Here is a 25995-nt window from a genome sequence, read left to right on the forward strand (position 1 = left end):
TCTCGCGAACAGCCCGCCGGCAGATCAGGCGCAGACAAATAGGCGTATTTAATAATATCCATAATTTATAATATAATGAAAAACACAAATATGGCGGGATTGGCTTGTGCATACGTCAGTCCATATTCATCCGAACGCAGATTTTACCGCCGCAATTACGCTGGGTAACCGGTGCGATCGCCGAATTCACGCCGCGTTAACCCTATGTTATTTCGCGCTTCGATAGCTTGAACCGGTCGAGAATAGCCGTCCAAGAGTATCTTCAGCCCGTGTCCAGCATACATACCAACGTCGCCGCGATGACAGCATTGCGGACGAAAGAGGCCGTTTCTTCATCGCTGACTCGCACGATCAATTCGATAGCGACGGGTCAGCGCATCAGCGAGGCCTCGCACAATGCGGCCTACTGGTCGGTCAGTGTGGGCATGCAGAATCGCGTCAACCTTTTGTCGACGGTGCAGGACATGCTGGGCTTTGCTGCGGCGATGATCGACGTCAGCCACGCCGCCATGGAGGAAACGCGGGAGATATTGCAGCAGATTTCCGCGAGGCTGCTGGCGGCGAAACAATCCGGCGTCGATCTCGACGCGATCCAGCTAGAAGTGTCGCAATTTGCCGACCAGACCTCCGAGATCGCAGATGCGGCGGTCTTCTCGGACATCAACTGGCTTCGCACGGACATCGACGACCTGCACGAAAAGCTTTTGGACGACCGGTCGCGCCAACTGGTCTCCAGCATCTCGCGCTCCGACAGCGGCGGCCTTTTGATCAACAAAATGGCTGTCGATCTGAAGGTCACGTCGCTCTACAACGCCGATGGCGGCGGCATATTGCAGGCCGATCCGCGAAGCCCGGGCACGATCGGCGGCACCAGGGCTCCCTTGCCCGCAGTGGGATACGACAACTACAGTGACGGGCGGCGGGGCCTTGGTTCGGCGGCTTCGATACCGATGAATTTCACCGGGCCGTTCACCTTCGGCGCCGACGACACCATCCGGTTTTCCCTGACGGTCGATGCCGACAACCCCAACGCGGCCACGAATGGCGGCCTGCCCGGTCCTTACGATGGCGGCACAACCTATGAAATCGAGATAGACCGGGCGTTGGTCGATCTTGCGCTGCCGGGCCGGGACGGTCTGGTCTCGGACTATGAGGAGTGGGCGTCGGTCGTGCGTACCGCTCTGGCTGGGACGGGCGTTTCCGTCTCCTTTTCCACGGTCTGGGACAGCGACGTCGGCGGCTACGTCCGCCGGGAGAACTATTTCGAACTGCGCTCTCAGGAAAGTCTGGGGCACGATGGCTCGAACGTCTCGATCGGCAATCTGGACGTGACCGGAAATGCCGGAGATTTCTACGAAGCTGACCGCTACGGCTCGCTCAGCTCCCGGATTGTATTGCCCTTCGACAGCTTCAAGCTGTTCGAGGACGTGGAGATTGCGTTCGATTTCGCGGTGAACGGCGCCGTCGAAGGCAGTCACGTTATCGATCGCGACCTGATCGAAGATATTCTGGGTCGGGACGACGGCGTCGTCGAGACGGCCGCCGAAATGCTGCTTCTTCTGGAGTCCCTGGTGGGGCGCAACGGCCTCCTCCTCGAGTTGGACGGAAACAGCATCGTCATCCGCACCGATCCGGCCGACGACAGGTTGAACGGAGCGAAGACCAGCATCGGCTTCCACTCCGTCTCGGTTAACATCGAACCGATCCCGGCTTTCGGGCTGCTCGACATCGACGTGGCCGCCAACCCCGGTCTCGTCGACGCCTATATCCACACGGTGGAGGGCATGCTCAGGCGCACGATACAGGCATCGGCCTTGATGGGTGCGCTCAAGCAGCGCGTCGACGTCCAGTCCCGGTTCCAGACCGCGCTGTCCGACGCCTTCCAGCGTGGCATCGGTCAGCTCGTCGACACGGACATGACCCGGGCGGCAGCGAAGCTGGCAGCCCTGCAGGCGCAGGACGAACTCGCCACCCAGATGCTCTCGATAGCGAACTCGAACCAGAAGCCGCTTTTGCAGCTCTTCGGGACCTAGTCTGCGCCCGGCATGAATGCGCGATGAACGGTCGGATCAGGACACGTTCAAACGTCTTCCTTCAGAAAAGGCACCGAAATGAAACGAATTGGCGTTTCACTCGTTGTTGAGGGAAGAAGGAGACGTGACTATGATGATCTTCATGCTCGCTGCCGCAATGACGCTGGCCATGCTGATCGCAACGGCCTTCGGCCTTCACAACGAGGCCCAGGCCGTAAAGCTTGAGGCGCGCCGCCGCTCCGTCCGCAACCGGATCGGCTGACCAGTTCGACTATTCCTCCAGAGGCGCGGGCGGTGTACTTCCCTGCACACCGTCCGTCGCCGCCTCTTCCGAGACGGCCTCTTCAGCGTCGGCCATGACGGTCTCGGCTTCAGCCTCCGGCTCCGAAATACGCTCCACCGAAACGACTTTCTCGCCATCCGCCGTGTTGAAGACTGTCACGCCCTTGGCCGTGCGGCTGGCAAACCGGATGTTGTGAACGGGCACGCGGATCACCTGGCCGCCATCGGATACCAGCATGATCTGGTCTTCCGCCTCGACCGGGAAGCCCGCCACGAGCCCGCCGATCTCGCGCACCTTCGAGACGTCGGTGGCCCGGATACCCTTGCCGCCACGCCCGATGATGCGGAAGTCGTAGGACGACGAACGCTTGCCGTAGCCGAATTCCGTCACCGTCAGCACGAACTGCTCGTGGTCGCGCAGGAAGGCGTAGCGCTCCTCGCTCAGGTCCGCATCGTCGCCGACCTCCTCGTTGGTCAGCGCGACCTCTTCCTCTCCTTCGCCGTTCTCGCTCGACGCCGCGCGGCGCTCCGCAACCGACCGCTTGAGATAGGCTGCGCGCTCCTGCGGGCTCGCGTCCACATGTTCCAGTATGGTCATGGAAATCGCGCGCTCGCCCGCGCCGAGCGAAATGCCGCGCACGCCGACGGAGTTTCTGCCGGCAAAGACGCGCACGTCCGTCACGGGGAAGCGGATGCACTGGCCCGAATCGGCGATCAGCAGCACGTCGTCATTGTCCGTGCAGGTCAGCACGTTGAGGATGGCGTCGCCCTCCTCCAGCTTCATCGCGATCTTGCCGTTCCGCTTCACGTCCGCGAAGTCGGAGAGCTTGTTGCGGCGCACCGTGCCGCGCGTCGTGGCAAACATCACGTCCAGCTTGCCCCACTCCTCCTCGTCGGGCAGCGGCAGGATGGCCGTGATCCTGTCGCCCTCGTCCAGCGACAGGATGTTGCGCAGGAACTTGCCGCGCGACTGCGGCGTGCCGATCGGCAGGCGCCACACCTTCTCCTTGTAGACGATGCCGCGCGACGAGAAGAAGAGGATCGGCGTATGCGTATTGGCCACGAACAGGCGCGTGACGAAATCCTCGTCCTTCGTGGCCATGCCCGAGCGGCCCTTGCCGCCGCGCGCCTGCGCCCGATAGATCGATAGCGGCACGCGCTTGATGTAGCCTTCATGCGTGACCGTGACGACCATGTCCTCGCGCTGGATCAGGTCTTCGTCGTCCATGTCGGCGCCGCCGTCGGTCAGCTCCGTGCGGCGCGGCGTGCCGAACTCGTCGCGCACCGCGATCAGCTCGTCCTTGACGATCTGCTGGATGCGCGCGCGCGACGACAGGATGTCGAGATAGTCGCTGATTTCCGCGCCGATGGTGTTCAGCTCGTCGGCGATCTCGTCGCGGCCGAGCGCCGTCAGCCTCTGCAGGCGCAGCTCGAGGATGGCGCGCGCCTGCTCCTCGGACAGGTTGTAGGTGCCGTCCTCGTTGATGCGGTGCCGCGGGTCGTCGATCAGCAGGATCAGCGATTCGACATCGGCGGCCGGCCAGCGCCGCTCCATCAGCTGCTCGCGCGCCGTCTGCGGGTCGGGCGCGTGGCGGATGAGGCGGATCACCTCGTCGATGTTCGCGACCGCGATGGCCAGGCCTACCAGCACGTGGGCGCGCTCACGCGCCTTCTTCAGCAGGTACTTGGTGCGCCGGCTGATGACTTCCTCGCGGAAGCTCACGAACGCGCGCAGCATGTCCAGCAGCGTCAGCACTTCCGGCTTGCCGCCGTTCAGTGCCACGACGTTCGCGCCGAACGAGGTCTGCAGCGGCGTGTAGCGGTAGAGCTGGTTGAGAATGACGTCGGCGTTGGCGTCGCGCTTCAGCTCGATGACGACGCGATAGCCCTGCCTGTCGCTCTCGTCGCGAATGTCGGAGATGCCTTCGATGCGCTTGTCGCGCACCAGCTCGGCCATCTTCTCGATCATCGACGCCTTGTTCACCTGATACGGGATCTCGGTGACGACGATCGCCTCGCGGTCGTTGCGGATGTCCTCGACATGCACGCGCCCGCGCATGACGATCGAGCCGCGACCGGTCGAATAGGCGTTGTAGATACCCGAGCGGCCGAGCACGATGCCGCCAGTCGGAAAATCGGGTCCGGGGATGATCTCCATCAGTTCCGGCAGCTCGATCGCCGGATTGTCGATCATCGCCACGCAGCCATTGACCACTTCGGTCAGGTTGTGCGGCGGAATGTTCGTGGCCATGCCCACGGCGATGCCGCCCGAGCCGTTGACCAGCAGGTTGGGAAAGCGCGCCGGCAGGACCTTCGGCTCGCTGCCCGAGCCGTCATAGGTGTCCTGCCAGTCGACGGTTTCCTTGTCGATGTCCTCCAGCAGCTCGTGCGCTACCTTGGTCAGCCGTGCTTCGGTGTATCTCATCGCCGCCGGTGGATCGCCGTCGATCGAGCCGAAATTGCCCTGCCCGTCGATGAGCCGCACGCGCAGCGACCATTCCTGCGCCATGCGCACCAACGCGTCGTAGATCGAGGCGTCGCCGTGCGGGTGATACTTACCCATCACGTCGGCGACGGGACGCGCCGATTTCACGTATTTGCGGTTCCAGTGGTAGCCGCTCTCGTGCGAGGCATAGAGAATGCGCCGATGCACCGGCTTCAGGCCGTCGCGCACGTCCGGGAGAGCGCGGCTCACGATCACGCTCATGGCGTAATCGAGGTAGGAGCGCTGCATCTCCTCGATGATCGAAATCGGCTCGATGCCTTCAGGCAGGTCCTGCGGCCCGCGCGGCGTGGTCTGGTCAGTCAATTGAGATCACGTTCATGCTTGGGGAATCATTTTTTCCTTATATAGGAAGCATGGCAGTAATTCCAAACCGCGAAGACCGATTTCCATAGCCTATTTGCCTTTGTTTTTCATATACTTAGGATGAGAGAGACGAAGCGACGCGGCATACCCGCCCCGTCGCGGGCGAAACCGGCCGGAAACCTGCCCCTAATCGGCGAATCACCCGGCTGGTCCAGCTTTCGGGCGAAACCCCGCACCACACGGCTTTCTGGCAAATTCCGCAGCAAGCAGGTAAGCATGGCGTACGCAAAGTCGGCGACGACACGTGAACTCAGGGGACGCCGATGCCGAGCTTCGATCTGCTTTTCAACGCTTTCGTGACTGTTCTTGTCACGATTGATCCGCCGGGTCTTGCACCCCTTTTCCTCGCGCTGACCGGCGGCATGAACCGTGGCGAGCGCATGCAGGTGGCAATGCGCGCGTCGATCATCGGCTTCGCCGTGCTGGCGCTGTTCGCGGTTGCGGGCGCGGCCATCCTGGCGGTCTTTGGCATCACCCTTCCCGCCTTCCGCGTGGCGGGCGGCCTGCTGCTGTTCTACATCGCCTTCGAGATGATTTTCGAGCGCAGGCAGGAGCGCAAGGAACGCAGCGCCGACACTGCGATCACCAAGGACCATATCCGCAACATCGCCGCTTTTCCGCTGGCCATACCGCTGATCGCGGGGCCGGGCGCGATCTCGGCCACGGTGCTTCTGTCGGGCTCGTTTCCAAGCGTGCTCGGCCACCTGATGCTGGTGGGCATCATCGCGGTCTGCATCGCCATAACGTGGCTGACCTTTGCCGCGGCCGAGCGGGTGGACGGCTTCCTGGGGGAGACCGGCCGGTCGATCCTGACGCGCCTTCTGGGCGTCATCCTGGCGGCCCTGGCGGTGCAATTCGTGGCGGACGGCATCAAGGCCTTGATGGCCGCCTGAAGAATGCCTGACACGCGAACCGGCGTCGAGATGCGCATAGCGCAAAGATAGATCGCTGGATCTGATTCAGGCCCTTGCTGCCCCACCGCTTTCGGCGGTTCTTTCGGGGCGAGCGACTTGTCTCGCCCGTCCCCCGGATGCCCCGCAACCGGAATAGGATGAGCTTTGAGGCCATCTACGATATGGGCTCCTCCACTGCGAAGCGGCGAAGGTGGCACGGATCGTCGGAGGGGGCGTTCGGCTGCTACAGATGCACGGGCGTTTCGGCCGCAAGGAGATCGGCCGAAACGCCCAGGCCCTGCCTTATTCGGCAGGCGCGGGCTGGGTTTCACCGGCTGCTTCGGTGATGTGGCCATTGATGCGCTGGGCCAGTTCGGGGTCCGTCTGCGCGGCCTGGATGATCATGTTGTATTCATCCACGGAGATGCCGTCGGCCTCGCTCACCGCCTCGACCATCTTCTCGCCGGCCTCCTGCTGCAGGCGCTGCTGGTCTTCCGGAGAGGCCCCTTCCATCTGGGGCTGGTAAGACTGCGTCACCTTCGTCACCTCGAGAAAGGCGACAGCGAAGGATTTCAGCTTGTCGTCATCCATTGCGGGCGCCGGCGCCGCCGCAGGCGCCTCCATCTGCGGGGCGGGAGCCGCATCGTCCTGCGCGTTGGCGACGCCCAGCGATGCACCCAAACCGATAGCCAGCGCGGAAAGGCCCGACAGCAAAGTCTTGTTGAAAGTCATGCTTACATATCCTCTTCTTGGTCCTTGCGGACGGAAAAGGCCCTCGCAAAGCCGACTCTCGCCGGAGTGCGAACACCAGCGCAGACGGAAGCGCCGGAAGCTGCCGAGACTATGGCGGGAATGCCGCAAATGCGTGCAACGGCAGTCACTTTGTCCAAACGGAAGTGACATTTCTTTACCCGCCAGCGTCGAAAGTGTCGCTGGGAGACACAACCGGAAGGAGGCATCGCAGCTGCTGCAACGCTGGATCATTTCAGGTTTTCGCTGGGTCGCCCCCTTCATTGCTTCGCAGGGAGAAACCGGGGTCGCGCACGGCCGCAACGCTGGATTCCCGTACAAGGGGGGTCCGAAGGACGGGCGAGACAAGCGGCTCGCCCTCAAAGATCACGCGAAGCGTGGTGAAGCGACCATCTGGCGCGTCAAGCAATATTGAGGGCTGCGCGGGTTTCGCGTGCCTTTGCGTTGAGACGAACGAGGAGTTTTCTGGCGAGGGCGACGCGCACGGCCATCTTCGGCTTGCCCCGATCGAGCAGGCGCTGCCTGAAGTCGGCGAGGCTTGGGTCGAACTTGCGGGCGACGTCGGCGACGAGGAAGAGGATGGAGCGCACGCTTGCCCTGCCGCCGCGGATCGTCCGACTTCCACATCAGTGCGGCCGGAAACGCCAGGCGGCAGCCGTCAGAATGCCCGCGGCTCCGGCATCTCGCCTGCCTGCGCGCCGTCGCGCATGACCGGAAGCAGCAGGCGCAATGCATGCGGGCCGTCGAAATCGACGTCGCTGGGATACTCTTCCCTGTGGTGAAATTGGGAGATGTCGCGCCGATAGCCGCTGCCGACGAGCCACTCGATCATCCGGCCGTAATGTGCGGGCACGTCGCCGTCCTGCGGCCCGTGCCACGAACTTGCAACCGTCATGGCGGGCAGATCGAGAAACGCGAAACCGGCAGGCATTGCCTCCCCCGCCTCGACCGCCACTCCGACGAAATAGTCGAACCCGTCCGGGCGGTCGTTTCGGGAGAGCCCTACTATCGGGCTCTTCCACATGCTGGTGCGCTGGTCGGAAAAATGCTGGACGCTGCGGATGACCTGGCGAACGTCGCCGGCAGCCGCCTCGTCGAAAGTCCCCCGCCACCACAGCCCGCCAAGCAGTTGTGGCGGGCGCTCCGAGATCGAAACCGCATGGGAACCGGAACCGCTACCGCATAGCTGACACATCGGCGACCCGCCTCAGCCTGTTGCGGGATCGCGTAGCGCGCTTGTCGATGAGCACGGACGATCCGACACCCGCCTGTGCCGACGCTCAGAACGGGATTTCGTCGTCGAGGTCGCGCGAATAGCCACCACCGCCACCGCCGCTGCTGCCGCGCCCCTGGTCGCCGGGGCCAGACTGGCCGAAATCGGAATTGCGGCCGCCACCGCTCTGATAGTTGCCGCTGCCGCCGCGATCGTAGCCGACCTGACCGCCGCCGCCCTCGCCGCGGCCATCGAGCATCTGCAGCTCACCGCGGAACTTCTGCAGCACCACCTCGGTGGTGTAGCGTTCCTGGCCCTGCTGGTCCTGCCACTTGCGGGTCTGGAGCTGGCCCTCGAGGTAAACCTTTGCGCCCTTCTTCAGGTACTGTTCGGCGACCTTGGCGAGGTTGTCGTTGAAGATGACGACATTGTGCCACTCGGTCTTTTCGCGGCGCTCGCCGGACTGTTTGTCGCGCCAGCTTTCCGAGGTCGCGATGCGCAGGTTTACGACCGGATCGCCCGAGTTGAGCCTGCGGATTTCAGGGTCTGCGCCCAGATTACCCACCAGAATGACTTTGTTGACGCTACCCGCCATGACGCTCTCCTGCGCTCGTCCTAAACCTGAAATGAAAGTCGCGGCACATTATCCGAACGCCTGCCGCGATGCGCTAGCGCGCCCGTGCAAACGGCCCTCGTGTCCACAGCTTTCATGTTCCTTCTTTGTTCCAGTACACCGTAATGGCGCAAGAGGCAATCTCCTGCCTTCGAAAGGGAAATCCCGACACGTCCCAAAGCGGAATCCGTCTTCGGGCGACGCGGCTCCGGCCTGATCGAGCGCTCGGGCCTGCTCAAGCGAAAGCCCCGCCACTCGCTGAGGATGTGGACGGGGCTATTGAGAGCTTCTGCCCTGTTGCCGGGGGTAGATAACCGGCACTTTTCTCGGATGCGTCGCGGGTCGTCGCCCGATGATCCGACCGGTGGTCTCTGATTTTAGGTTGATCGGTGACAAACCCGCGTCGCAGCGCTTCGCGCGTACGATCAAGTCGTTACGTCACCGTGGCTCCATGCAGTGATGGAGCCTGCAGGGACTGTCAGGTGGGGTCATACCTCGCTCCCTTCACGGTTTCTCTGACGCAGACGTACTCAAGCCTTGCCGTGTTTCCGACGCCGCGTGGACATCCCAGGACGACCGCCATGGCGAGCTTCATCTGACAGGGAAAGGATGGACCCAACCCTCCCCAGCGTCAACCGCGCAAGCCCGTCCGCAACAATTCGTGATGCCCGGCGCTCCTGCCGCCAACGGCTTACAGATGGCAACGACCCTACTGCCAGCGGAGTGTCAGGAGCCGTTCGCCCTCTGTTCTTTTCACTTGCCGTGACCTCGAAAAAGCGTGAAAAGCCGTATCTGGCTTTCAGGGCGCTGCCCGGCCTCGACGGACGGCACTACCAACACCATATCCAGCGTGGCCGGCATTCGCCGGCCGTTCTGATGTAAGGCGGCACACGGGTCATGGCGGACCAGAAATTTATCTCCATTCGCGGCGCGCGCGAGCACAATCTCAAGAATGTCGATCTCGACCTGCCGCGTGACAGGCTGATCGTGATGACCGGCCTGTCGGGCTCCGGCAAATCGTCACTCGCCTTCGACACGATCTATGCCGAGGGCCAGCGGCGCTATGTCGAGAGCCTGTCGGCCTACGCTCGCCAGTTTCTGGAGATGATGCAGAAGCCGGACGTCGATCAGATCGACGGCCTGTCGCCGGCCATCTCCATCGAGCAGAAGACCACCTCCAAGAACCCGCGCTCGACCGTCGGCACCGTCACCGAGATTTACGACTACATGCGCCTGCTGTTCGCGCGCGTGGGCATTCCCTATTCGCCGGCAACTGGCCTGCCCATCGAGAGCCAGACGGTCAGCCAGATGGTCGATCGCGTGCTGGCGCTCGACGAAGGCACGCGCCTCTACATCACCGCCCCCATCGTGCGCGGCCGCAAGGGCGAGTACCGCAAGGAACTGGCCGAGCTGCAGAAGAAGGGCTTCCAGCGCGTCAAGATCGACGGCGTGTTCTACGAGATCGGCGAAGTCCCCGCGCTCGACAAGAAGTACAAGCACGACATCGATGTCGTCGTGGACCGCATCGTGGTGCGCCCCGACCTTGCGGCGCGCCTGGCCGACTCGATCGAGACCGCGCTCAAGCTTGCCGAAGGCATTGCCGTGGCCGAGTTCGCCGACAAGCCGCTCGACGCCAGCCAGACCGGCGAGGACGCCGTCAACAAGTCGAAGAACGAAACCCACGAGCGCATTCTTTTCTCCGAAAAGTTCGCCTGCCCCGTATCGGGCTTCACGATCCCCGAGATCGAGCCGCGGCTGTTCTCGTTCAACAATCCCTTCGGCGCCTGCCCCACCTGTGACGGGCTGGGCACGCAGCGCGCGATCGATCCCGACCTCGTCGTGCCTGAGGACCACGTCTCGCTGCGCGAGGGCGCGGTTGCGCCATGGGCGAAATCGACCTCGCCCTATTACCTCCAGACGCTGGAAGCGCTCGGCAAGGCCTACGGCTTCAAGGTCGGCGACCGCTGGCGCGATCTTCCCGACGAGGGCAAGAATGCCATCCTGCGCGGCACCGGCAGCGACAGGATCGAGTTCAGCTACGATGACGGCCTGCGCGCCTACAAGACCACCAAGACCTTCGAGGGCGTGATCCCCAACCTCGAGCGACGCTGGAAGGAGACCGAATCCGCCTGGATGCGCGAGGAGATCGAGCGCTTCATGTCGGCCACCCCCTGCCCCGCCTGCTCGGGCTACCGCCTCAAGCCCGAGGCCCTGGCGGTCAAGATCGGCGGCATGCACATCGGCGAGGTCACGGCCATGTCGATCCGCAAGGCGGATGCGTGGTTCACCGAGCTCCCCGCCCAGATGAACGACAAGCAGAACGAGATCGCTGTTCGCATCCTCAAGGAAATCCGCGAGCGCCTGCGCTTCCTCAACGATGTCGGTCTCGATTATCTGACGCTGTCGCGCAGGTCGGGCACGCTGTCGGGCGGCGAGAGCCAGCGCATCCGGCTCGCCTCGCAGATCGGCTCGGGCCTCACCGGCGTGCTCTACGTGCTCGACGAGCCCTCCATCGGCTTGCACCAGCGCGACAATGCCCGCCTGCTCGACACGCTCAAGCACCTGCGCGACCTCGGCAACACGGTCATCGTGGTCGAGCATGACGAGGACGCCGTGCTGACCGCCGACTACGTGGTCGACATCGGCCCCGCCGCCGGCATCCATGGCGGCAACGTCGTGGCGCGCGGCACGCCGGCCGAGATCATGGCCAACCCCAATTCGATGACCGGCCAGTATCTGTCGGGCGCGATGGGCATCCCGGTGCCGGCCGAGCGCCGCAAGGGCAAGAAGGGCAAGCGCATCAAGGTCGTCGGCGCGCGCGGCAACAATCTGAAGAACGTCACCGCCGAGATCCCGCTGGGCACGTTTGCCTGCGTCACCGGCGTTTCGGGCGGCGGGAAGTCCACCTTCCTCATCGAGACGCTGTTCAAGTCCGCCTCGCGCCGCATCATGGGCTCGCGCGAGCACCCGGCCGACCATGACAGGATCGAGGGGCTGGAGTTCCTCGACAAGGTCATCGACATCGACCAGTCGCCCATCGGCCGCACGCCGCGCTCCAACCCGGCCACCTACACCGGCGCGTTCACGCCCATCCGCGACTGGTTCGCGGGCCTTCCCGAGGCCAAGGCGCGCGGCTACCAGCCGGGCCGGTTCTCGTTCAACATCAAGGGCGGCCGCTGCGAGGCGTGCCAGGGCGACGGCGTCATCAAGATCGAGATGCACTTCCTGCCCGACGTGTACGTCACCTGCGACGTATGCCACGGCAAGCGCTACAACCGCGAGACGCTGGAGGTGCTGTTCAAGGGCAAGTCCATCGCCGACGTGCTCGACATGACGGTGGAGGAAGGCGTCGACTTCTTCGCCGCGGTGCCGGGCGTGCGCGACAAGCTGGCCACCCTGGCCAAGGTCGGCCTCGGCTATATCCATATCGGCCAGCAGGCGACCACGCTCTCGGGCGGCGAGGCCCAGCGCATCAAGCTGGCCAAGGAGCTGTCGCGCAAGGCAACCGGCAAGACGCTCTATATCCTAGACGAGCCGACGACGGGCCTGCACTTCCACGATGTCGCCAAGCTGCTCGAACTGCTTCAGGAGCTCGTCGACCAGGGCAACACGGTCGTCGTCATCGAGCACAATCTCGAAGTCATCAAGACGGCCGACTGGCTGCTGGACCTCGGCCCCGACGGCGGCGACGGCGGCGGCGAACTGGTCGCCAGCGGAACGCCCGAAGACATCGTAGCCGAACCCCGCAGCTACACCGGCCAGTTCCTCAAGGAACTGCTGGAGCGCCGGCCGGGCGGGAAAAGGGAAGCGGCGGAATAGTTGAGGGCTTGGGGTGGCGTTCTGAATGGAGCCGAATGCTGACCGGCAACGTTGAAGATTCGACGGCCGAATGGCTGCCATTCAATCGACGAACCGCCAAAGTCAGCTTCCGACCCCAAACAAGTCGTTCACGCCGGACTAAGGAACACCCGAAACCTGCCGCTCATTCAGAATTTGAATTTCGGCTAGAGCGGGGCCGACCCCGGATTGTCAACTTGTAGGGTGCCTCCGGTAGAAAGCCGGCGTTCGGCCAGCGCCACCATTGCAACGGGAGGAACGCACTAGCCTAATTCGTATGCAACGTGGTCTCCTCCATGAGACGCTTGGCGAGGGTATCGCCGTAGCTTATGAGGCTTATCGAGAGGCCCAGCATGCCGAGTAGGACAGTGAAGGACACCCCCCGACCTACCCAGAAGATAGTCATCATTTTTACCTTCTGACCTTTCCCAATCTGCTCCTTGAGTTTGGCGACGAAAAACGATGTCCAGCCTTTTCCCATTGCATCCGCGACAAACCACCCTAGCCGTATGAGCAGGAACCCCAGCAAAAGCAGGGTGCAGAGCAATACGGCGTATGTGATACCGCTAACATTCTCCATTTGAGCCGAGACAAAGGTGGCCAGAAGCACGAGAAAAGCCAGTCTCGTCAGCATTCCCACCACATCGGAGAGATGCTTTGCTCGTTCAAATGCTCGGAGGTAACTCTCGTCCATCGCTGCAAAATTCCCCCATTCTCTCGCATGGCCATGCCCCAGCCGGTATCAGGTGGTGTTTAGGCACTTGTCGCCGGGCATAATCTTGCTCAATCTGTTGCCGATCCAGAGGTTGAGGGCATTGTGACACAAAAGCCAGCAACTAAACAAACCGAACCGGCCGGACCAACACCGACTTGCCGCGTGTGCAGGAGTCCAATCAATCACGGATCGAAAAAATGCTTGGCATGTGGCTCTCGGCAGGACTGGCTTCGTTTTTTGGATGTTGGCAACACCTCTCTGAGCCTCTTGATTGCTGCAATCTCTGTGATCGCGTTAAGTGCTGACAATTTTATCCGGGTGGCCGGTTGGTTTCAGGACAGCGAGAGCGCGGATTTTACAGCGAGAATTAGTTCCGCCCAGCCAAAGCAATTAACATTGACGATCGACAATGATGGGCCAGGCTCGATCGTTTTTGGAGGATCGGTCTCGTGTGATGTTTATCAGACGAAGACGGAAATAGAGCTTTGGGTGCCATCGGAATCACACCCGGGCACCTACTTCCTTTCACGCTATCCGCGCCCCGAAGAAGTGGTCGCGAGAACTGTTTTCTTTTATGGCGACGCAACCAACGCCGAGATCATCACACCGGGAACATTCAAGCAGATAACGCTCCCATTCAGGGATATATCACCTCAACACTTCACCCCGAATCTAGTAGCGGGGCGGCCTGAGGTCAAAAGCCATTGCACAATGTTGTATGATCTTGAAAACGGTCAGGACGGAATCTTCTTCGACTTCATTCGCGACATTGAAGTCAGCTTCTTTGCCCTTGATCAGGCTGACGTTATGGCGGCGTTTGCCGAAAGAGAGGCGAGGATCAAACAACAGGAAAAGACGCCCTGACTCGCGCCGGCAGCTTTGCCAGTCTGCCCCGCCCCATATCTGATTGGGCGCGAACTCGGACCACCGGGAGACGTGTAGTTCATCCGGACGGATTCTATGCTGCCTCAAACAAAAGCTGAGTAAACGAAGGAGGCGGCTACGGAGGCAGCTACGCCAATGACAAATCCGATTACTCGTTCCGCCCAAATCGAAGCGCGGGTCGGGACGCGGAAGACGTCTTGAACTGTCGAGGCGCTGATTTCGGTAAGTGCCCGCAATTCGCTTAGCTTCGCGTCTAGCTGCCCCTTTTCCTCCTCCCGCTGAACAAGTGTTCTGCGTAGTTCGGCAAGCGCCGCCTGATTCCGCTGAGCCTCCCCTTTCAACTCGTCGATGGCTTCTAACGCTTCGCTCAAGTTGGCGCGCGCGGCCTCAATCTTCAGAATTCGATCGTCGAGAGATGACTTCGTCGACTTCAGTAAGCCAGTTTTCTCTAAGGTTTCCCGGCCTCCCGGAATTAGCATGTCGGCCACGATGGCGGCCACCGCGGAGAATACTTGGCGTGCGAAAACTACGTTCAGCGTGTCCATTCCACCCCCCTTTGGCCAGCACTCTATACCTTAAGCTCATCCCGTGAACCCGCCATGAGAGCAACCGAGAACAGTCGCTGGTACCGGTATCCGTACGACGTATCGCTCGGCGGCTGGGCAAGGCCGACCTGATCGAAGACTTTGTAGTGGCATTGCGGAAGGCTGACCGATACGCCTGAAACCGATCGTTACATTTCGGTTGTGGTTATCACACGGCGTGCCGCTGGACCCCAAAAATGGCGTCGGTTCTTGGAGCCGGCTTGCGGCCCGTCGAACGACAGAATGGGGCGCGCATTACTGTCAAAGTGGGGCGGCCATCTGTATGGCCGCTTTTCCGACTACACCATCCAAAAGCCGTCAGGCAGGAATCCACCCCTTTGCGGTCGCCGGGCGCATGCCGAGAAACCAGATCCAGTCCTCACACAGCACAAGGACGAAAGAGGCTTACGCCTCGGCGATCATCGCTATCGAGACTTTCATGTCTGCAATGCGGACCGGCATCTTCGCCCCTTGCCTGGCAGGCAGGTTGTCAGGAAACCACTTGAGCCATTCCTCGTTGGCGCCGGCGAAGTCGCCCTCATCGGCGACGATAAGTGTTGCACTTGCCGCCTTTTCCAGGCTGCTGCCCGCAGCAACAAGAATAGCGGAAATGTTTCGAAGGCATTGTGCGACCTGAACCTGCACCGGACCCTTCACGAGTTGCCCTGTTGCCGGATCGATCGGCGCGGTCCCGGATACGAAAATCAGCCCCGCGGCCTTTACAGCCTGACTGTAGGAGGGCGGCGTTGCCGGAGCAGCTTCCGTGGCGATGATAGTGCGCGGCATGGGTTTGCCCCAGGATGCGAGCCAGATCGAACAACGCTCGGCCAATGAGCGGAGAAGTCAAGAAAAATGCGACCTCCACACCCCCTCTCCTCTGATTTCACGGGGAGAGGGTGCGAGTGAGGGGCAAGCTCCCCCGCGAAAGGCTACCATCCCCTATCCACCCCCTTCCATCCCTGCCCCACAATCGCGCCGCCCTGACGGGAAGGAGGACGCGATGGACTGGAATGCTGCGATCGAGCATCACCGAGAGGCGCTGAAGCGCGTGCTGGCCATGCTCACCGCCATGGCCGGCTTGGCCAACGGGCTTGCGGCAGGCAGCGCAGAGTCAGGACCATCGCAGGCCGCCGATGGCCTGTCGCCGACTGCCAACCGCCCCACCCTCCCGCGTCACCTCCATCGGGCCGTGCTGCGCCTGCTGCGGCCGGCCGAGGCAGCGGCGCGGCGGCTGGTGGCCGTCGCCGCGCGCGGGCTGGTCGTGACGCCGCAGGCCAGCGCGCGGGAAGGCGCGACGCCCCCTCCGGCGCTTCGCGCCACTTCCCAAGTAAAAAGGGGACGATCTCGCCCGCCGGCCGGGCGCTACATCGGATCATGCCCTGCGACCCCGCATGTGCCCGCCCTGCCCCTGTTCGATCCGCTGCCCCGCTGGCGCGCGCGGCGCAAGGTGACGGCGAGCAGCGTGCCGCGCATCTCCGTGCCCGGCCTCGCCGCACCCTTTGCCATTCCGGCCCCGCCCTCGCCCTTCGACCCGCTCGATGCGACGCGCCTTGCCCTGCGGTTCGCGGCACTCGCGCGCACGCTGGAGGACCTGCCGCTAGCCGCCCGGCGCTTTGCGCTCTGGCGCGCCCGCCTCGCCGCGCGCAGCCAGCCGCGCAGCGGGGCCGATGCCGCAGGCAGGCCGGCGAACACCCCCATCCGCGCGCGCCGCATCTGGCCGTTCCGCCCCGGCCGTCCACCCGGCCAGCGCGCCGCGCGTGCCTCCGCGCGCTCCCATCCGGTTCACGCCGTTCTCGATGAGGTACACGGCCTCGCTCTGTGGGCGCTTGAGCCGACCGACACCTCATGACCGCCCAGCGGTTTTGGGCGTACGATGCAATCCTCAATGGCCAGGGCGGGCTTGCCGCAGCGTGGCGACGATGCCTGCTGGCTGGAAGCCATGGCGAGGGGCAGACCTGTCAGGAGGCAGCAGGGATCGGGTGGACAAAGCCGGCGGCCAGACGCATTTTCCCGGAGAAACGAGGAACGATGCGATGCAATCGGGAAAAGACGGCCTCGGCCGGATTCGAACAGGCATGGGCGGCTGGACGTTCGAGCCGTGGGAAGGCACCTTCTACCCCGACAGGCTCGCCAAGGCCAAGCAGCTCCACTATGCCGCCGGCCAGGTCAGGACCATCGAGGTCAACGGCACCTACTATTCGACCTTCAAGCCGCCGACGTTCGCGAAGTGGGCCGCCGACGCACCCGACGGTTTCGTCTTCTCGCTCAAGGCGATCCGCTTTTCCACCAACCGCAAGGTGCTGGCCGAGGCGGGCGAATCCGTCCAGCGCTTCCTTGGTTCCGGCGTGTCGGAGCTGGGCGAAAAGCTCGGCCCCATCGTCTGGCAGTTCGCGCCGACGAAGAAATTCGACCCGCAGGATTTCGAAGGCTTCCTCAAGCTGCTGCCCGCGAAGCAGGACGGCGTGCCGCTTCGCCACGCGCTGGAGGTGCGGCACGATTCGTTCATCGTGCCGGAGTTCGTCGCCCTGGCGCGCAAATACGGCGCAGCCATCGTCTACGCCCACCATGAAAAATATCCCGAAATGGCGGACGTGACCGGCGATTTCGTCTATGCGCGGCTGCAGCGCGGCAGCGACGACAACGAGAACTGCTACACCGAAAATGAGCTCGACGGCTGGGCGCAGCGCGTGAAGCTGTGGGCCGAGGGCGGCCAGCCGGACGACCTGCCCTATGCCGATCCGGGAACCAAGGCGGACGGGAAGGCGCGCGACGTGTTCGCCTACTTCATCACCGAGGGCAAGGTGCGCGCGCCCTTCGGCGCCATGGCCCTACAGCGCAGGGTCGATGGCTAGGATTTCGCGCAGCACCTGAGGCATCAGGCCGGGCAGATCCTCCGCGATCAGCCCCGGCCCGAAGCGCCTCGCCGCCTCCGCATGCATCCATACGGCCGCGCACGCGGCGTCGAACGGGGGCATCTTCTGCGCGGCCAGCCCCGCCACGATCCCCGCCAGCACGTCGCCCGACCCGGCCGTCGCCAGCCACGGCGTCCCGTTGAAATTGATGGCGGCCCTGCCATCGGCACTGGCGATCACGGTGTCCGGCCCCTTGAAGATGACGACGGCGCCGGATCGGGCGGCAGCCCCCCGCGCCTTCTCAAGCTTCGACAGCCCGTCATCCGCCGCCAGATCCGGGAACAGCCTCGCGAACTCGCCTTCGTGCGGCGTGAGGATAAGATCGAGCGGTGAGCTTTTCGCGGCCTCGAAAAGAGCTTCCGGCCTGTCGCGGAAGCTGGTGATGCCGTCGGCATCGAGCACCACCACACCGCCGGCTGAGGCCTTGAGCACCGCCAGCGCCCACTCCCTGACTGGCCTGTCGAGCCCGAAGCCTGGGCCAAGCACGAACGCGTCGGGCGAACGCACAGCCAGCGCATCGCGAACAGCATCCGGATCGTCGACCCTGCGCAGCATGATCGACGTCAGATGCGCGGCATTGACCGCAAGCGCGTTGCCGGGCGAGTACACCGTTACGGCCCCTGCCCCGGAACGCGCCGCAGCCAGCGCCGACAGCCTCGCCGCACCGGTCGAACCCGGCCCGCCTGAAAAGACGGCGACGTGTCCGCGCGAATATTTATACTGCTGACGGGTTGGCCGTGGATATGTGGCCAGCCAGAGCGCGGGAAGATTGACGAGTGTGCGCGGCGCTATCTGCTCCAGCACCGTCTCCGGCAGACCGATATCCGCGACGACGATCTCGCCGCACGACGCGCGCCCCGGCTCCAGGAGGTGGCCGGGCTTGAGGCGGAAGAAGGTGACGGTCAGCATCGCCTCGAAGGCTTCTCCAACCGCGCGACCGCTATCGCCGGAAATACCTGACGGCAGGTCCACGGCCACAACCCGGGCGCAAGCGTTGCGGCACGCCGCAGCCACACGCGCCGCCTCGCGGTCCAGCGGCCGCGTGAGGCCGGCCCCGTACAGCGCGTCGATGACGAGCGAGCCCGCATCCGGCTCGAACGCCGATAGCGGCCCGGCCTCCAAAGGGCAGTCCCGTGCGGCGAGCGCGGCGTCGGTTCCCTCGCGTGGAGGCCCCTCGGCAATTACCCGTACCGCGCATCCGGCCTCGCGCAGCAGGCGTGCGACGACATACCCGTCGCCGCCATTATTGCCGGGGCCGCAGAGGACGTTGATGTGTTTTTCACCGGAGAAGCGACGCAGGACCTCCGCCGCGACGGCGGCACCGGCATTGCGCATCAGCGCGTACCCGTCGAAGGGACCGTGGGAGATCGCGATCCGGTCTGCCTCGCCCATCTCCGCCGGGCTCAGCAATTCGATCGGAATGCGGGCCTTCATCCCTTCGCCTGAAATGCCGATGCTTATTCCGTATGCAGATTGCATAATTTTTCACCAGCCTTCACTATGGCAGTCGCGTGCCGTCTGGAGCCCTGCGGCGCAAACCGGCAAGGCCATGTCGCCAACCACCGCGTTGCGCTGCGTCACTTCCGGCTTTGCCACGACAACGCCCCGCAACCGGCATCTGGCACGCTTCCTGCTTTCTTTTTGCGGAAGCGGGACCATTCGATCCGTCTTTACCCTACCGGAGGCCACCACCGCATGAAAAAGATCGAGGCGATCATAAAGCCGTTCAAGCTCGACGAGGTGAAGGAAGCCCTTCAGGAAGTCGGCCTTCAGGGCATCACAGTTACCGAGGCGAAGGGCTTCGGGCGCCAGAAGGGCCACACCGAGCTTTATCGCGGCGCCGAATACGTCGTCGATTTTCTGCCCAAGGTGAAGATCGAGGTCGTGCTTGCCGACGACAATGTGGAAGCTGCCATCGAGGCGATCCGCAAGGCTGCGCAGACCGGTCGCATTGGCGACGGCAAGATCTTCGTCTCCAATGTCGAGGAAGTCGTGCGCATCCGCACCGGCGAAACGGGCGTAGACGCCATCTGATCCGGCGGGCTTTCGCCTCAACCACCAAACTATTTGCACCATCATCACAGGGAAACAGGAAATGACGACAGCAAGCGACATCATGAAGCAGATCAAGGACAACGACGTTAAGTTCGTCGATCTGCGCTTCACGGACCCGAAGGGCAAGCTCCAGCACGTGACGATGGACGTCGTGGCGGTCGATGAGGACATGTTCGCCGACGGCGTGATGTTCGACGGCTCGTCGATCGCAGGCTGGAAGGCCATCAACGAATCCGACATGGTGCTGATGCCCGACACCGAAACGGCCCACATGGACCCGTTCTTCGCGCAGTCCACCATGGTCGTCGTCTGCGACATCCTCGACCCGATCTCCGGCGAAGCCTACAACCGCGACCCGCGCGGCACCGCCAAGAAGGCCGAAGCCTACATGAAGGCAGAAGGCATCGGCGACACCATCTTCGTAGGCCCCGAGGCCGAGTTCTTCGTCTTCGACGACGTCAAGTATAAGGCCGACCCGTATAACACCGGCTTCAAGCTGGATTCGTCGGAGCTGCCGTCCAACGACGACACCGACTACGAGACGGGCAACCTCGGACACCGCCCCCGCGTCAAGGGCGGCTATTTCCCGGTCCCGCCGATCGACTCGTGCCAGGACATGCGCTCGGAGATGCTGACGGTACTCTCGGAAATGGGCGTCGTCGTCGAGAAGCACCACCACGAGGTGGCTTCCGCGCAGCACGAGCTCGGCGTCAAGTTCGACGCGCTGGTTCGCAACGCGGACAAGATGCAGATCTACAAGTACGTCGTGCATCAGGTGGCAAACGCGTACGGCAAGACGGCGACTTTCATGCCGAAGCCGGTGTTCGGCGACAACGGCTCGGGCATGCACGTCCACATGTCGATCTGGAAGGACGGCAAGCCGACCTTCGCGGGCAACGAGTATGCCGGCCTGTCCGAAACCTGCCTCTACTTCATCGGCGGCGTCATCAAGCACGCCAAGGCGATCAACGCATTCACCAACCCGCTGACCAACTCCTACAAGCGTCTGGTTCCGGGCTATGAAGCGCCTGTGCTGCTGGCCTATTCGGCGCGCAACCGTTCCGCCTCCTGCCGCATTCCGTTCGGCTCCAACCCGAAGGCCAAGCGCGTCGAGGTCCGCTTCCCCGATCCCGGCGCGAACCCGTACCTCGGTTTTGCAGCGCTGCTGATGGCTGGCCTCGACGGCATCAAGAACAAGATCCACCCCGGCCAGCCGATGGACAAGGATCTCTACGACCTGCCGGCAAAGGAACTCAAGAAGATCCCGACCGTCTGCGGCTCGCTGCGCGAAGCTCTTCAGTCGCTCGACAAGGATCGCGGCTTCCTGAAGGCCGGCGGCGTGTTCGATGACGACCAGATCGACGCCTACATCGAGCTGAAGATGGCCGAGGTGATGCGCTTCGAGATGACCCCGCACCCGGTCGAGTTCGACATGTACTACTCGGTCTGATCCTTCGGATCGGATTGTCGTAAAGGAAAAGGCCGGAGCGGAAACGCTCCGGCCTTCTTCATTTCGATGCTGGGGTTTTCAAGCCTGCTGTCGGCCCAGCATGTCGTCGAGCAGCGCACGCGTATCGACCGTGTCGATGAAATCCGAATGGAAGCGCAGCAGGTTCATGCGCAGATTGTTGAAGATGTAGTCGTAGTCGTTGGTGACCACGCTTTCGTGGATGGGCAGCGCGTCGAATACCACCTTCGCCAGCGGGTCGGGTATCAAGCGCACCGGTCGTGGAGCGTCCGCCTGCGTGGCCTGCAACCGCTCGGCCACCAGCTCTGCCGCCCTGTCCCAGAAGTCCGGCTCCATGGCCGCGGGCACCGGGTGGCGAGCAAAAACGCCCTTTGCAGCCGCCGTCAGAACGCCGGGCAGTTGGCGCTGGCGCAGGCCAGCGGGCTCGCGCAGCACCCCTTCGATCATCTCCACGATCATCGCGACCGACGGGGGGAACGCCTTCCAGTTGGCCTTGCCCAGTTCGGTGATGAACTCCTCTTCCATGAAGAGCTTTTGCCAGTAAACACCGGCGCGCACGCGGCAAAACTCCACCACGCACTTCTGGCACAGGAAGGCGGCGCGGCTGTCGATGAAATCGGCCAGAGCCTCGACCGAGTCGATCCTGTCGCGCCTGCCGAAGAGGTTCGTGCCCAGTTTGTCCAGAAGACCCATCGTTTCTTGTTCCCGCACCTTGTTTGCGCGAAGCCTATCCGCCCCCGCCAGCGCACGCCAGCGCCTTCTGCACAGCTTCCGCAACGGCTGATCCTAAAGTCGAATGAACAACCCGCCCGCCAAGTGGTACTGAATCGCCAACATTGCGGGCTCTCTGAGTCCGGGACTCCGGCTCGCGATGTGCCGTGAATGGTTTCCCGGGAGGGCGTGACCTGCCGCGGCTCCGCAACAGCATCCGGTTTTCCAGGAGGGACGGCCGGATCGCGCAAGAGGAGGAGGGTAGCGCGCTATGAGCACATCTAACCGCGCAAAGCATTGGGAAAAGACCAGAGGCCTCATGTTCGTCATGCTGGGTCTGTGGGTTTTCTTCGGATTCGTCATCCACATGTTCGTCAACGTACTGAACAACATCGTCATTCTCGGCTTCCCGCTCGGCTTCTACATGGCCGCGCAGGGTTCGCTGATCGCCTTCGTCATCATGCTGTTCGTCTTCGCAAGGAAGCAGAACGCGATCGACGAAGAGTATGGCGTTGCCGAAGACTGATCGGGGGAGATCGAAACAATGGCAAACGTACAGGGCGGTGACAGCTTTACCGCCAATCTCAACAAGGTGTACGGCATGTACACCGGGGGCTTCATAGCCTTCATCATCCTGATGGCGATCCTGAGCGCCATGGGCGTCCCGAACGTCATCATCGGCTACATGTTCGTGGGCTTCACGATCCTCATCTACGCGGTGATCGGCATCATGAGCCGCACCATGCAGGTGGGCGAATACTATGTGGCCGGCCGGCGCGTTCCGGCCATCTACAACGGCATGGCGACGGGTGCGGACTGGATGTCCGGTGCTTCCTTCGTCGGCATGGCCGGCACGCTTTACCTGCTCGGCTACAACGGCCTCGCCTTCGTTCTGGGCTGGACCGGCGGTTACGTGCTGGTGGCGATCCTGGTCGCGCCGTTCCTGCGCAAGTTCGGCGCCTACACGGTTCCCGACTTCCTGTCTGCACGCTACGGCGGCAACATCGCCCGCTTCGCGGGCATCGTCGTGCTGTTCTCGTGCTCGTTCACCTACGTTGTCGCGCAGATCTTCGCGACCGGCATCATCTCGGCCCGCTTCCTCGGCCTCGACTTCACGGTCGCTGTCTATGTGGGTCTCGCCGGCATCCTGGTCTGCTCCATGCTTGGCGGCATGCGCGCGGTCACCTGGACGCAGGTCGCCCAGTACATCGTGCTCATCATCGCGTACCTGATCCCGGCTATCTGGATGTCCACGGTCATGACGGGCGTTCCGATTCCGCAGCTCATGTACGGCCAGGCGCTGCAGGGCATCATCTCGCTGGAACAGGCACAGGGCATTGTAGTCGGACACACCTCGACCTTCGTTTCCGGCGGCTACGATGCGCTGAACTACTTCCTGCTCATCCTCTGCCTGATGGTCGGCACGGCATCGCTGCCGCACATCCTGATGCGCTACTTCACCACGCCTTCCGTGCGTGAGGCCCGCGCTTCGGTGGCATGGTCGCTGCTGTTCATCTTCATCCTCTACTTCACGGCGCCTGCCTACGCGGCATTCGCCAAGTGGACGATGCTGGAGCTGGTGCAGAGTGGCCTTACGCCGGACAACATCGCCGACAAGGCGGCGTGGATGATGAACTGGGCGCAAGCCGACGGTGCTCTCGTGCGCATCTGCGGTGCAGCCGCAGTCAGCGCGGAAGCCATCGCTTCGGCCTGTTCGGCACAGGGCATCGAGAACATCGGCTTTGCCAACATCGCGCTCAACGCCGACATGATCGTTCTGGCGACTCCGGAAATGGCCGGCATGCCTTACGTCATCTCGGGGATGGTCGCGGCCGGTGGTCTCGCTGCGGCTCTTTCGACCGCAGACGGCCTCCTGCTGGCCATCGCCAACGCGCTCAGCCACGACATCTACTACAAGATGATCGATCCGAACGCACCGACGTCCCGTCGTCTGATCGTGTCGCGCGTGCTGCTGGTCGTGGTGGCCATTGCCGCAGCCTACGTGGCATCGACAAGACCGGCGGACATCCTCGCGATGGTCTCCTGGGCGTTCTCGCTTGCCGCCGCGGGCCTGTTCCCGGCGCTGGTGCTGGGCGTGTGGTGGAAGCGTACGAACGGACCCGGCGCGGTAGCAGGTATCGTTGCCGGCTTCGGCATCTGCCTCTACTACCTGCTGGGCACCCGTTACGGCGCTGTCGGTTTCCACGAGACGTGGGGCTGGCTCGGCACCGCGACCGTCGAGCAGGTAGCCCGCTTCGACGAGCTCAAGGCTGCGTGGACCGCCGCTACCGGTGAGGCGAAGGAGGCCGCATGGGTTGCACTCGACGCTCACGCCCAGACGATCGCAAGCTGGTGGGGTGTCAAGAACCTGTCGGCTGCAGCCTTCGGTCTGCCGGTGGGCTTCGGTGTGATGATCCTGGTCTCACTGCTAACCAAGGCTCCTTCGAAGGAAATGCAGGACTTCATCGACGAGCTGCGCGTACCGGGCGGCAAGACGATGATGGAAGAAAAGACGACCTAAACCTCGTCTCTTACCCACGGAGCGGGGTCCGGCGACGGGCCCCGCTTCCTTTTCCGCACGGCCCGGTCCATAAGGGCCCTCTTCCGCGGTTTCAGGCGCACCGATGAGTTTCTGGTCCTACTGGTATTTTCACCTTCCCAATTTCGTCCTTGCCGCGGTCATGTACACGCTGCTCGGCCGCATGGTGCTGGGCCTTTTCGTGCCGGCCGACTGGGACAACTACATCTGGCGCTTCTTTCGACGCGTGACCGATCCGTACCTGAAGCTGGTGCGCTATGTGACGCCGCAAATCCTGAGCGATGGCGTCGTGATGGTATTCGGCGTGCTGTGGCTGATGGTGCTGCGGCTGGGATGGTTCTTCTTCCTGCTCCAGTTCGGTCTGGCGCCGGTCGGCGGACAAGGGAGCTGAGACGATGAACCGAAACGCACTCGTCCCGATCATGGCCGTCGCTATCGTCAACGGCATCTTCTCGCCATGGGTTCTGGCCGTCTTCGTGCTGTACCCGATCTGGTATCCGGCGTGGCTGCCGCCATACGCCCAGCTCGTCTACATGGCGAGCGCGCTGATCCTGTCGACGCTCACCATCATGGTGGCCGGCATTCCGGCAGCCCTGCATGAAAGGCTGGGCGGCACGCAGAACCCGGCGCTCACGACCTCGATCTGGCTGGCGGGCGCGCTCGTTCTCACGCTGCCTGCATTGCCGAACGTGATGAAGGCGCTGGGCTTGGGGGCCTAACGCGCAAGCGCGCCCAGCAGGGCGACGGCGGCATCGAAATCCCGGCGGCGCGCGTTGCGGCGCGCTGTCGCCTCGGCGTCCTCGCCCCACTGCTCGATGGTCCAGTCTTCATCCACATGGGCCGCGGTCCAGACCGCATCGGCGTCCATCGCCCCGGCCTCAAGTGCGAGCGCCAGAAGCGCGGAGCCGGTCAGTGTCGTCATCAGGTGGATCGCGGAGAGGCGGAACGCTTCTTCGCGCTGCTTGAGCCAGATGCCGACCGCGCCGACTGACTCGCGCGGCTGCTCGACGTGAATGACGCCTTCGGCAAGGAAAAACCGTGCGCCCAGGGTCGCGCGCGCCCAGTCCAGAACCGGGTCCCACGCGTCGGCCTGCCGCGCCACGAGCGCCTCAGGCGCGTCCGCGCGGTAGCAAACGAGGTCGGACGACGAGAACCGCATCACGTCCTCCAGAACAGCCTGCATCTCGGCGGAAACGCCGTCGATGGCCGTGTTGGCAAGGCGCAGCACCGGCATTGAAACCGGATCTATCGTCTCTCCCTGCGCGGAGAACTCCCCGGTGACCAGCTCGGCGGCCGGCTTTGTTGGCAGCGCCAACAGCGCCTTGCCCGGCGTACGCACCGGCTTGCCGTCGAGCTGCACCGCATATCCTTCGGCTACGGCCACGACAGAAGCTTCTTTGTAGAAGCGCTTCGGCAATGGCTGGCGCATCTGGATCTGCGCCCGTCGGACGGGGTCCGGATCGGAGAGATGGTTTCCGGTCTCGAGATCGTTCAGGAGATCGCGCATGGTCTTCCTCTAGAATATCGCCGCAGCCTTAGACCATGATGCCGAAAAGTGGGAACCGGTTTTCGGACGACATCATGGTCCAACTTATCGATTTAGCCGCATGTATGCGACACCGGGTGTTTCCACCCG

At 63.1% G+C, this 25995-nt stretch carries 23 protein-coding genes and 1 pseudogene; 13 read left to right on the top strand and 11 right to left on the bottom strand.

The window, feature by feature from the left end:
- Window positions 1-269: 269 nt before the first annotated feature.
- Together FY036_RS02885 and FY036_RS24210 are read left to right on the top strand one after the other, a co-directional pair.
- Window positions 270-2033, top strand: coding sequence for a flagellin N-terminal helical domain-containing protein (locus FY036_RS02885; RefSeq protein WP_148913199.1), 1764 nt, complete (start codon window positions 270-272; stop codon window positions 2031-2033).
- A gap of 130 nt (window positions 2034-2163) precedes the next feature.
- A complete protein-coding gene (locus FY036_RS24210; RefSeq protein WP_268932158.1) occupies window positions 2164-2295 on the top strand; it encodes a hypothetical protein in 132 nt (43 codons plus the stop codon).
- Window positions 2296-2304: 9 nt separating this feature from the next.
- On the opposite strand, the gene gyrA is transcribed toward FY036_RS24210, so the two are convergent.
- Window positions 2305-5124 carry a DNA gyrase subunit A gene (gene gyrA / locus FY036_RS02890; RefSeq protein ID WP_148913200.1) on the bottom strand — a complete coding sequence of 940 codons (2820 nt, stop codon included), beginning with the start codon at window positions 5122-5124 and terminating at the stop codon, window positions 2305-2307.
- 323 nt (window positions 5125-5447) lie between these two features.
- Here gyrA and FY036_RS02895 point away from each other — a divergent pair, with 323 nt between their 5' ends.
- Window positions 5448-6077 (top strand): MarC family protein, encoded by a 630-nt coding sequence (locus FY036_RS02895; RefSeq protein WP_148913201.1) that lies wholly within the window; start codon window positions 5448-5450, stop codon window positions 6075-6077.
- 303 nt (window positions 6078-6380) lie between these two features.
- On the opposite strand, the gene FY036_RS23725 is transcribed toward FY036_RS02895, so the two are convergent.
- The 4 genes and pseudogenes from FY036_RS23725 to FY036_RS02915 all read right to left on the bottom strand — a co-directional run bounded on the left by FY036_RS23725 (window position 6381) and on the right by FY036_RS02915 (window position 8635).
- Window positions 6381-6809 (bottom strand): DUF4168 domain-containing protein, encoded by a 429-nt coding sequence (locus FY036_RS23725; RefSeq protein ID WP_161601085.1) that lies wholly within the window; start codon window positions 6807-6809, stop codon window positions 6381-6383.
- Window positions 6810-7228: 419 nt separating this feature from the next.
- Window positions 7229-7450, bottom strand: a pseudogene (locus FY036_RS02905) (IS110-like element ISAli8 family transposase); the annotation flags it as partial.
- A gap of 35 nt (window positions 7451-7485) precedes the next feature.
- The gene (locus FY036_RS02910) at window positions 7486-8022 is read right to left on the bottom strand and encodes a GyrI-like domain-containing protein (RefSeq protein ID WP_148913204.1); all 537 of its coding nucleotides are present in this window, start codon (window positions 8020-8022) and stop codon (window positions 7486-7488) included.
- 85 nt (window positions 8023-8107) lie between these two features.
- Window positions 8108-8635 (bottom strand): single-stranded DNA-binding protein, encoded by a 528-nt coding sequence (locus FY036_RS02915; RefSeq protein WP_148913205.1) that lies wholly within the window; start codon window positions 8633-8635, stop codon window positions 8108-8110.
- Between the two features lie 915 nt (window positions 8636-9550).
- Here FY036_RS02915 and uvrA point away from each other — a divergent pair.
- A complete protein-coding gene (gene uvrA, locus FY036_RS02920; protein ID WP_148913206.1) occupies window positions 9551-12472 on the top strand; it encodes an excinuclease ABC subunit UvrA in 2922 nt (973 codons plus the stop codon).
- 286 nt (window positions 12473-12758) lie between these two features.
- Here uvrA and FY036_RS02925 read toward each other — a convergent pair whose 3' ends face one another.
- Window positions 12759-13184: a hypothetical protein gene (locus FY036_RS02925; RefSeq protein WP_148913207.1), complete on the bottom strand. Its 426-nt coding sequence runs from the start codon at window positions 13182-13184 to the stop codon at window positions 12759-12761.
- A gap of 258 nt (window positions 13185-13442) precedes the next feature.
- Here FY036_RS02925 and FY036_RS02930 point away from each other — a divergent pair, with 258 nt between their 5' ends.
- The gene (locus FY036_RS02930; protein ID WP_148913208.1) at window positions 13443-14069 is read left to right on the top strand and encodes a hypothetical protein; all 627 of its coding nucleotides are present in this window, start codon (window positions 13443-13445) and stop codon (window positions 14067-14069) included.
- 104 nt (window positions 14070-14173) lie between these two features.
- Here FY036_RS02930 and FY036_RS02935 read toward each other — a convergent pair whose 3' ends face one another.
- Together FY036_RS02935 and FY036_RS02940 are read right to left on the bottom strand one after the other, a co-directional pair.
- Window positions 14174-14635: a hypothetical protein gene (locus FY036_RS02935; RefSeq protein ID WP_148913209.1), complete on the bottom strand. Its 462-nt coding sequence runs from the start codon at window positions 14633-14635 to the stop codon at window positions 14174-14176.
- Window positions 14636-15079: 444 nt separating this feature from the next.
- Window positions 15080-15505 carry a RidA family protein gene (locus FY036_RS02940; RefSeq protein WP_235897485.1) on the bottom strand — a complete coding sequence of 142 codons (426 nt, stop codon included), beginning with the start codon at window positions 15503-15505 and terminating at the stop codon, window positions 15080-15082.
- Window positions 15506-15674: 169 nt separating this feature from the next.
- On the opposite strand from FY036_RS02940, the gene FY036_RS02945 reads away from it, so the two are divergent.
- On the top strand, window positions 15675-16523 hold the full coding sequence (locus tag FY036_RS02945; RefSeq protein WP_148913210.1) for a hypothetical protein: 849 nt from the start codon (window positions 15675-15677) through the stop codon (window positions 16521-16523).
- A gap of 184 nt (window positions 16524-16707) precedes the next feature.
- Window positions 16708-17526, top strand: coding sequence for a DUF72 domain-containing protein (locus tag FY036_RS02950; RefSeq protein ID WP_148913211.1), 819 nt, complete (start codon window positions 16708-16710; stop codon window positions 17524-17526).
- Here the strand turns inward: FY036_RS02950 and FY036_RS02955 are convergent.
- On the bottom strand, window positions 17503-19020 hold the full coding sequence (locus FY036_RS02955) for an NAD(P)H-hydrate dehydratase (RefSeq protein WP_235897487.1): 1518 nt from the start codon (window positions 19018-19020) through the stop codon (window positions 17503-17505). The genes FY036_RS02950 and FY036_RS02955 overlap by 24 nt on opposite strands.
- Window positions 19021-19281: 261 nt before the next feature.
- Between FY036_RS02955 and FY036_RS02960 the strand changes: the two genes are divergently transcribed.
- Entirely contained in the window at window positions 19282-19620 is a 339-nt protein-coding gene (locus FY036_RS02960) for a P-II family nitrogen regulator (protein WP_148913212.1), read from the top strand.
- Window positions 19621-19681: 61 nt separating this feature from the next.
- Window positions 19682-21091 carry a type I glutamate--ammonia ligase gene (gene glnA, locus FY036_RS02965; RefSeq protein ID WP_148913213.1) on the top strand — a complete coding sequence of 470 codons (1410 nt, stop codon included), beginning with the start codon at window positions 19682-19684 and terminating at the stop codon, window positions 21089-21091.
- Between the two features lie 78 nt (window positions 21092-21169).
- Here glnA and FY036_RS02970 read toward each other — a convergent pair whose 3' ends face one another.
- A complete protein-coding gene (locus FY036_RS02970) occupies window positions 21170-21802 on the bottom strand; it encodes a hypothetical protein (RefSeq protein ID WP_148913214.1) in 633 nt (210 codons plus the stop codon).
- A gap of 289 nt (window positions 21803-22091) precedes the next feature.
- Between FY036_RS02970 and FY036_RS02975 the strand changes: the two genes are divergently transcribed.
- From FY036_RS02975 to FY036_RS02990, 4 genes are all read left to right on the top strand, one after another.
- The gene (locus FY036_RS02975) at window positions 22092-22346 is read left to right on the top strand and encodes a DUF4212 domain-containing protein (protein ID WP_148913215.1); all 255 of its coding nucleotides are present in this window, start codon (window positions 22092-22094) and stop codon (window positions 22344-22346) included.
- Between the two features lie 18 nt (window positions 22347-22364).
- Complete coding sequence (locus tag FY036_RS02980; RefSeq protein WP_148913216.1) at window positions 22365-24341, top strand: sodium:solute symporter family protein; 1977 nt, start codon at window positions 22365-22367, stop codon at window positions 24339-24341.
- A gap of 103 nt (window positions 24342-24444) precedes the next feature.
- Entirely contained in the window at window positions 24445-24750 is a 306-nt protein-coding gene (locus FY036_RS02985; protein WP_148913217.1) for a YggT family protein, read from the top strand.
- A gap of 4 nt (window positions 24751-24754) precedes the next feature.
- The gene (locus FY036_RS02990; RefSeq protein WP_148913218.1) at window positions 24755-25078 is read left to right on the top strand and encodes a hypothetical protein; all 324 of its coding nucleotides are present in this window, start codon (window positions 24755-24757) and stop codon (window positions 25076-25078) included.
- Here FY036_RS02990 and FY036_RS02995 read toward each other — a convergent pair.
- Window positions 25075-25866, bottom strand: a complete 792-nt coding sequence (locus tag FY036_RS02995) for an ATP12 family chaperone protein (RefSeq protein ID WP_148913219.1) — start codon at window positions 25864-25866, stop codon at window positions 25075-25077. The genes FY036_RS02990 and FY036_RS02995 overlap by 4 nt on opposite strands.
- Window positions 25867-25995: the final 129 nt, after the last annotated feature.

The sequence above is a fragment of the Neoaquamicrobium microcysteis genome, from assembly GCF_008180155.1.
Taxonomy (GTDB): domain Bacteria; phylum Pseudomonadota; class Alphaproteobacteria; order Rhizobiales; family Rhizobiaceae; genus Aerobium; species Aerobium microcysteis.

Excerpts from the sequence above, each read along its gene's own strand:
- FY036_RS24210 (WP_268932158.1), top strand. The coding sequence starts at position 2,164 with ATGATGATCTTCATGCTCGCTGCCGCAATGACGCTGGCCATGCTGATC.
- FY036_RS02895 (WP_148913201.1), top strand. The coding sequence starts at position 5,448 with ATGCCGAGCTTCGATCTGCTTTTCAACGCTTTCGTGACTGTTCTTGTC.
- FY036_RS23725 (WP_161601085.1), bottom strand. The coding sequence starts at position 6,809 with ATGACTTTCAACAAGACTTTGCTGTCGGGCCTTTCCGCGCTGGCTATC.
- FY036_RS02910 (WP_148913204.1), bottom strand. The coding sequence starts at position 8,022 with ATGTGTCAGCTATGCGGTAGCGGTTCCGGTTCCCATGCGGTTTCGATC.
- FY036_RS02915 (WP_148913205.1), bottom strand. The coding sequence starts at position 8,635 with ATGGCGGGTAGCGTCAACAAAGTCATTCTGGTGGGTAATCTGGGCGCA.
- uvrA (WP_148913206.1), top strand. The coding sequence starts at position 9,551 with ATGGCGGACCAGAAATTTATCTCCATTCGCGGCGCGCGCGAGCACAAT.
- FY036_RS02925 (WP_148913207.1), bottom strand. The coding sequence starts at position 13,184 with ATGGACGAGAGTTACCTCCGAGCATTTGAACGAGCAAAGCATCTCTCC.
- FY036_RS02935 (WP_148913209.1), bottom strand. The coding sequence starts at position 14,635 with ATGGACACGCTGAACGTAGTTTTCGCACGCCAAGTATTCTCCGCGGTG.
- FY036_RS02945 (WP_148913210.1), top strand. The coding sequence starts at position 15,675 with ATGGACTGGAATGCTGCGATCGAGCATCACCGAGAGGCGCTGAAGCGC.
- FY036_RS02950 (WP_148913211.1), top strand. The coding sequence starts at position 16,708 with ATGCAATCGGGAAAAGACGGCCTCGGCCGGATTCGAACAGGCATGGGC.
- FY036_RS02955 (WP_235897487.1), bottom strand. The coding sequence starts at position 19,020 with ATGAAGGCCCGCATTCCGATCGAATTGCTGAGCCCGGCGGAGATGGGC.
- FY036_RS02960 (WP_148913212.1), top strand. The coding sequence starts at position 19,282 with ATGAAAAAGATCGAGGCGATCATAAAGCCGTTCAAGCTCGACGAGGTG.
- glnA (WP_148913213.1), top strand. The coding sequence starts at position 19,682 with ATGACGACAGCAAGCGACATCATGAAGCAGATCAAGGACAACGACGTT.
- FY036_RS02970 (WP_148913214.1), bottom strand. The coding sequence starts at position 21,802 with ATGGGTCTTCTGGACAAACTGGGCACGAACCTCTTCGGCAGGCGCGAC.
- FY036_RS02975 (WP_148913215.1), top strand. The coding sequence starts at position 22,092 with ATGAGCACATCTAACCGCGCAAAGCATTGGGAAAAGACCAGAGGCCTC.
- FY036_RS02980 (WP_148913216.1), top strand. The coding sequence starts at position 22,365 with ATGGCAAACGTACAGGGCGGTGACAGCTTTACCGCCAATCTCAACAAG.
- FY036_RS02985 (WP_148913217.1), top strand. The coding sequence starts at position 24,445 with ATGAGTTTCTGGTCCTACTGGTATTTTCACCTTCCCAATTTCGTCCTT.
- FY036_RS02990 (WP_148913218.1), top strand. The coding sequence starts at position 24,755 with ATGAACCGAAACGCACTCGTCCCGATCATGGCCGTCGCTATCGTCAAC.
- FY036_RS02995 (WP_148913219.1), bottom strand. The coding sequence starts at position 25,866 with ATGCGCGATCTCCTGAACGATCTCGAGACCGGAAACCATCTCTCCGAT.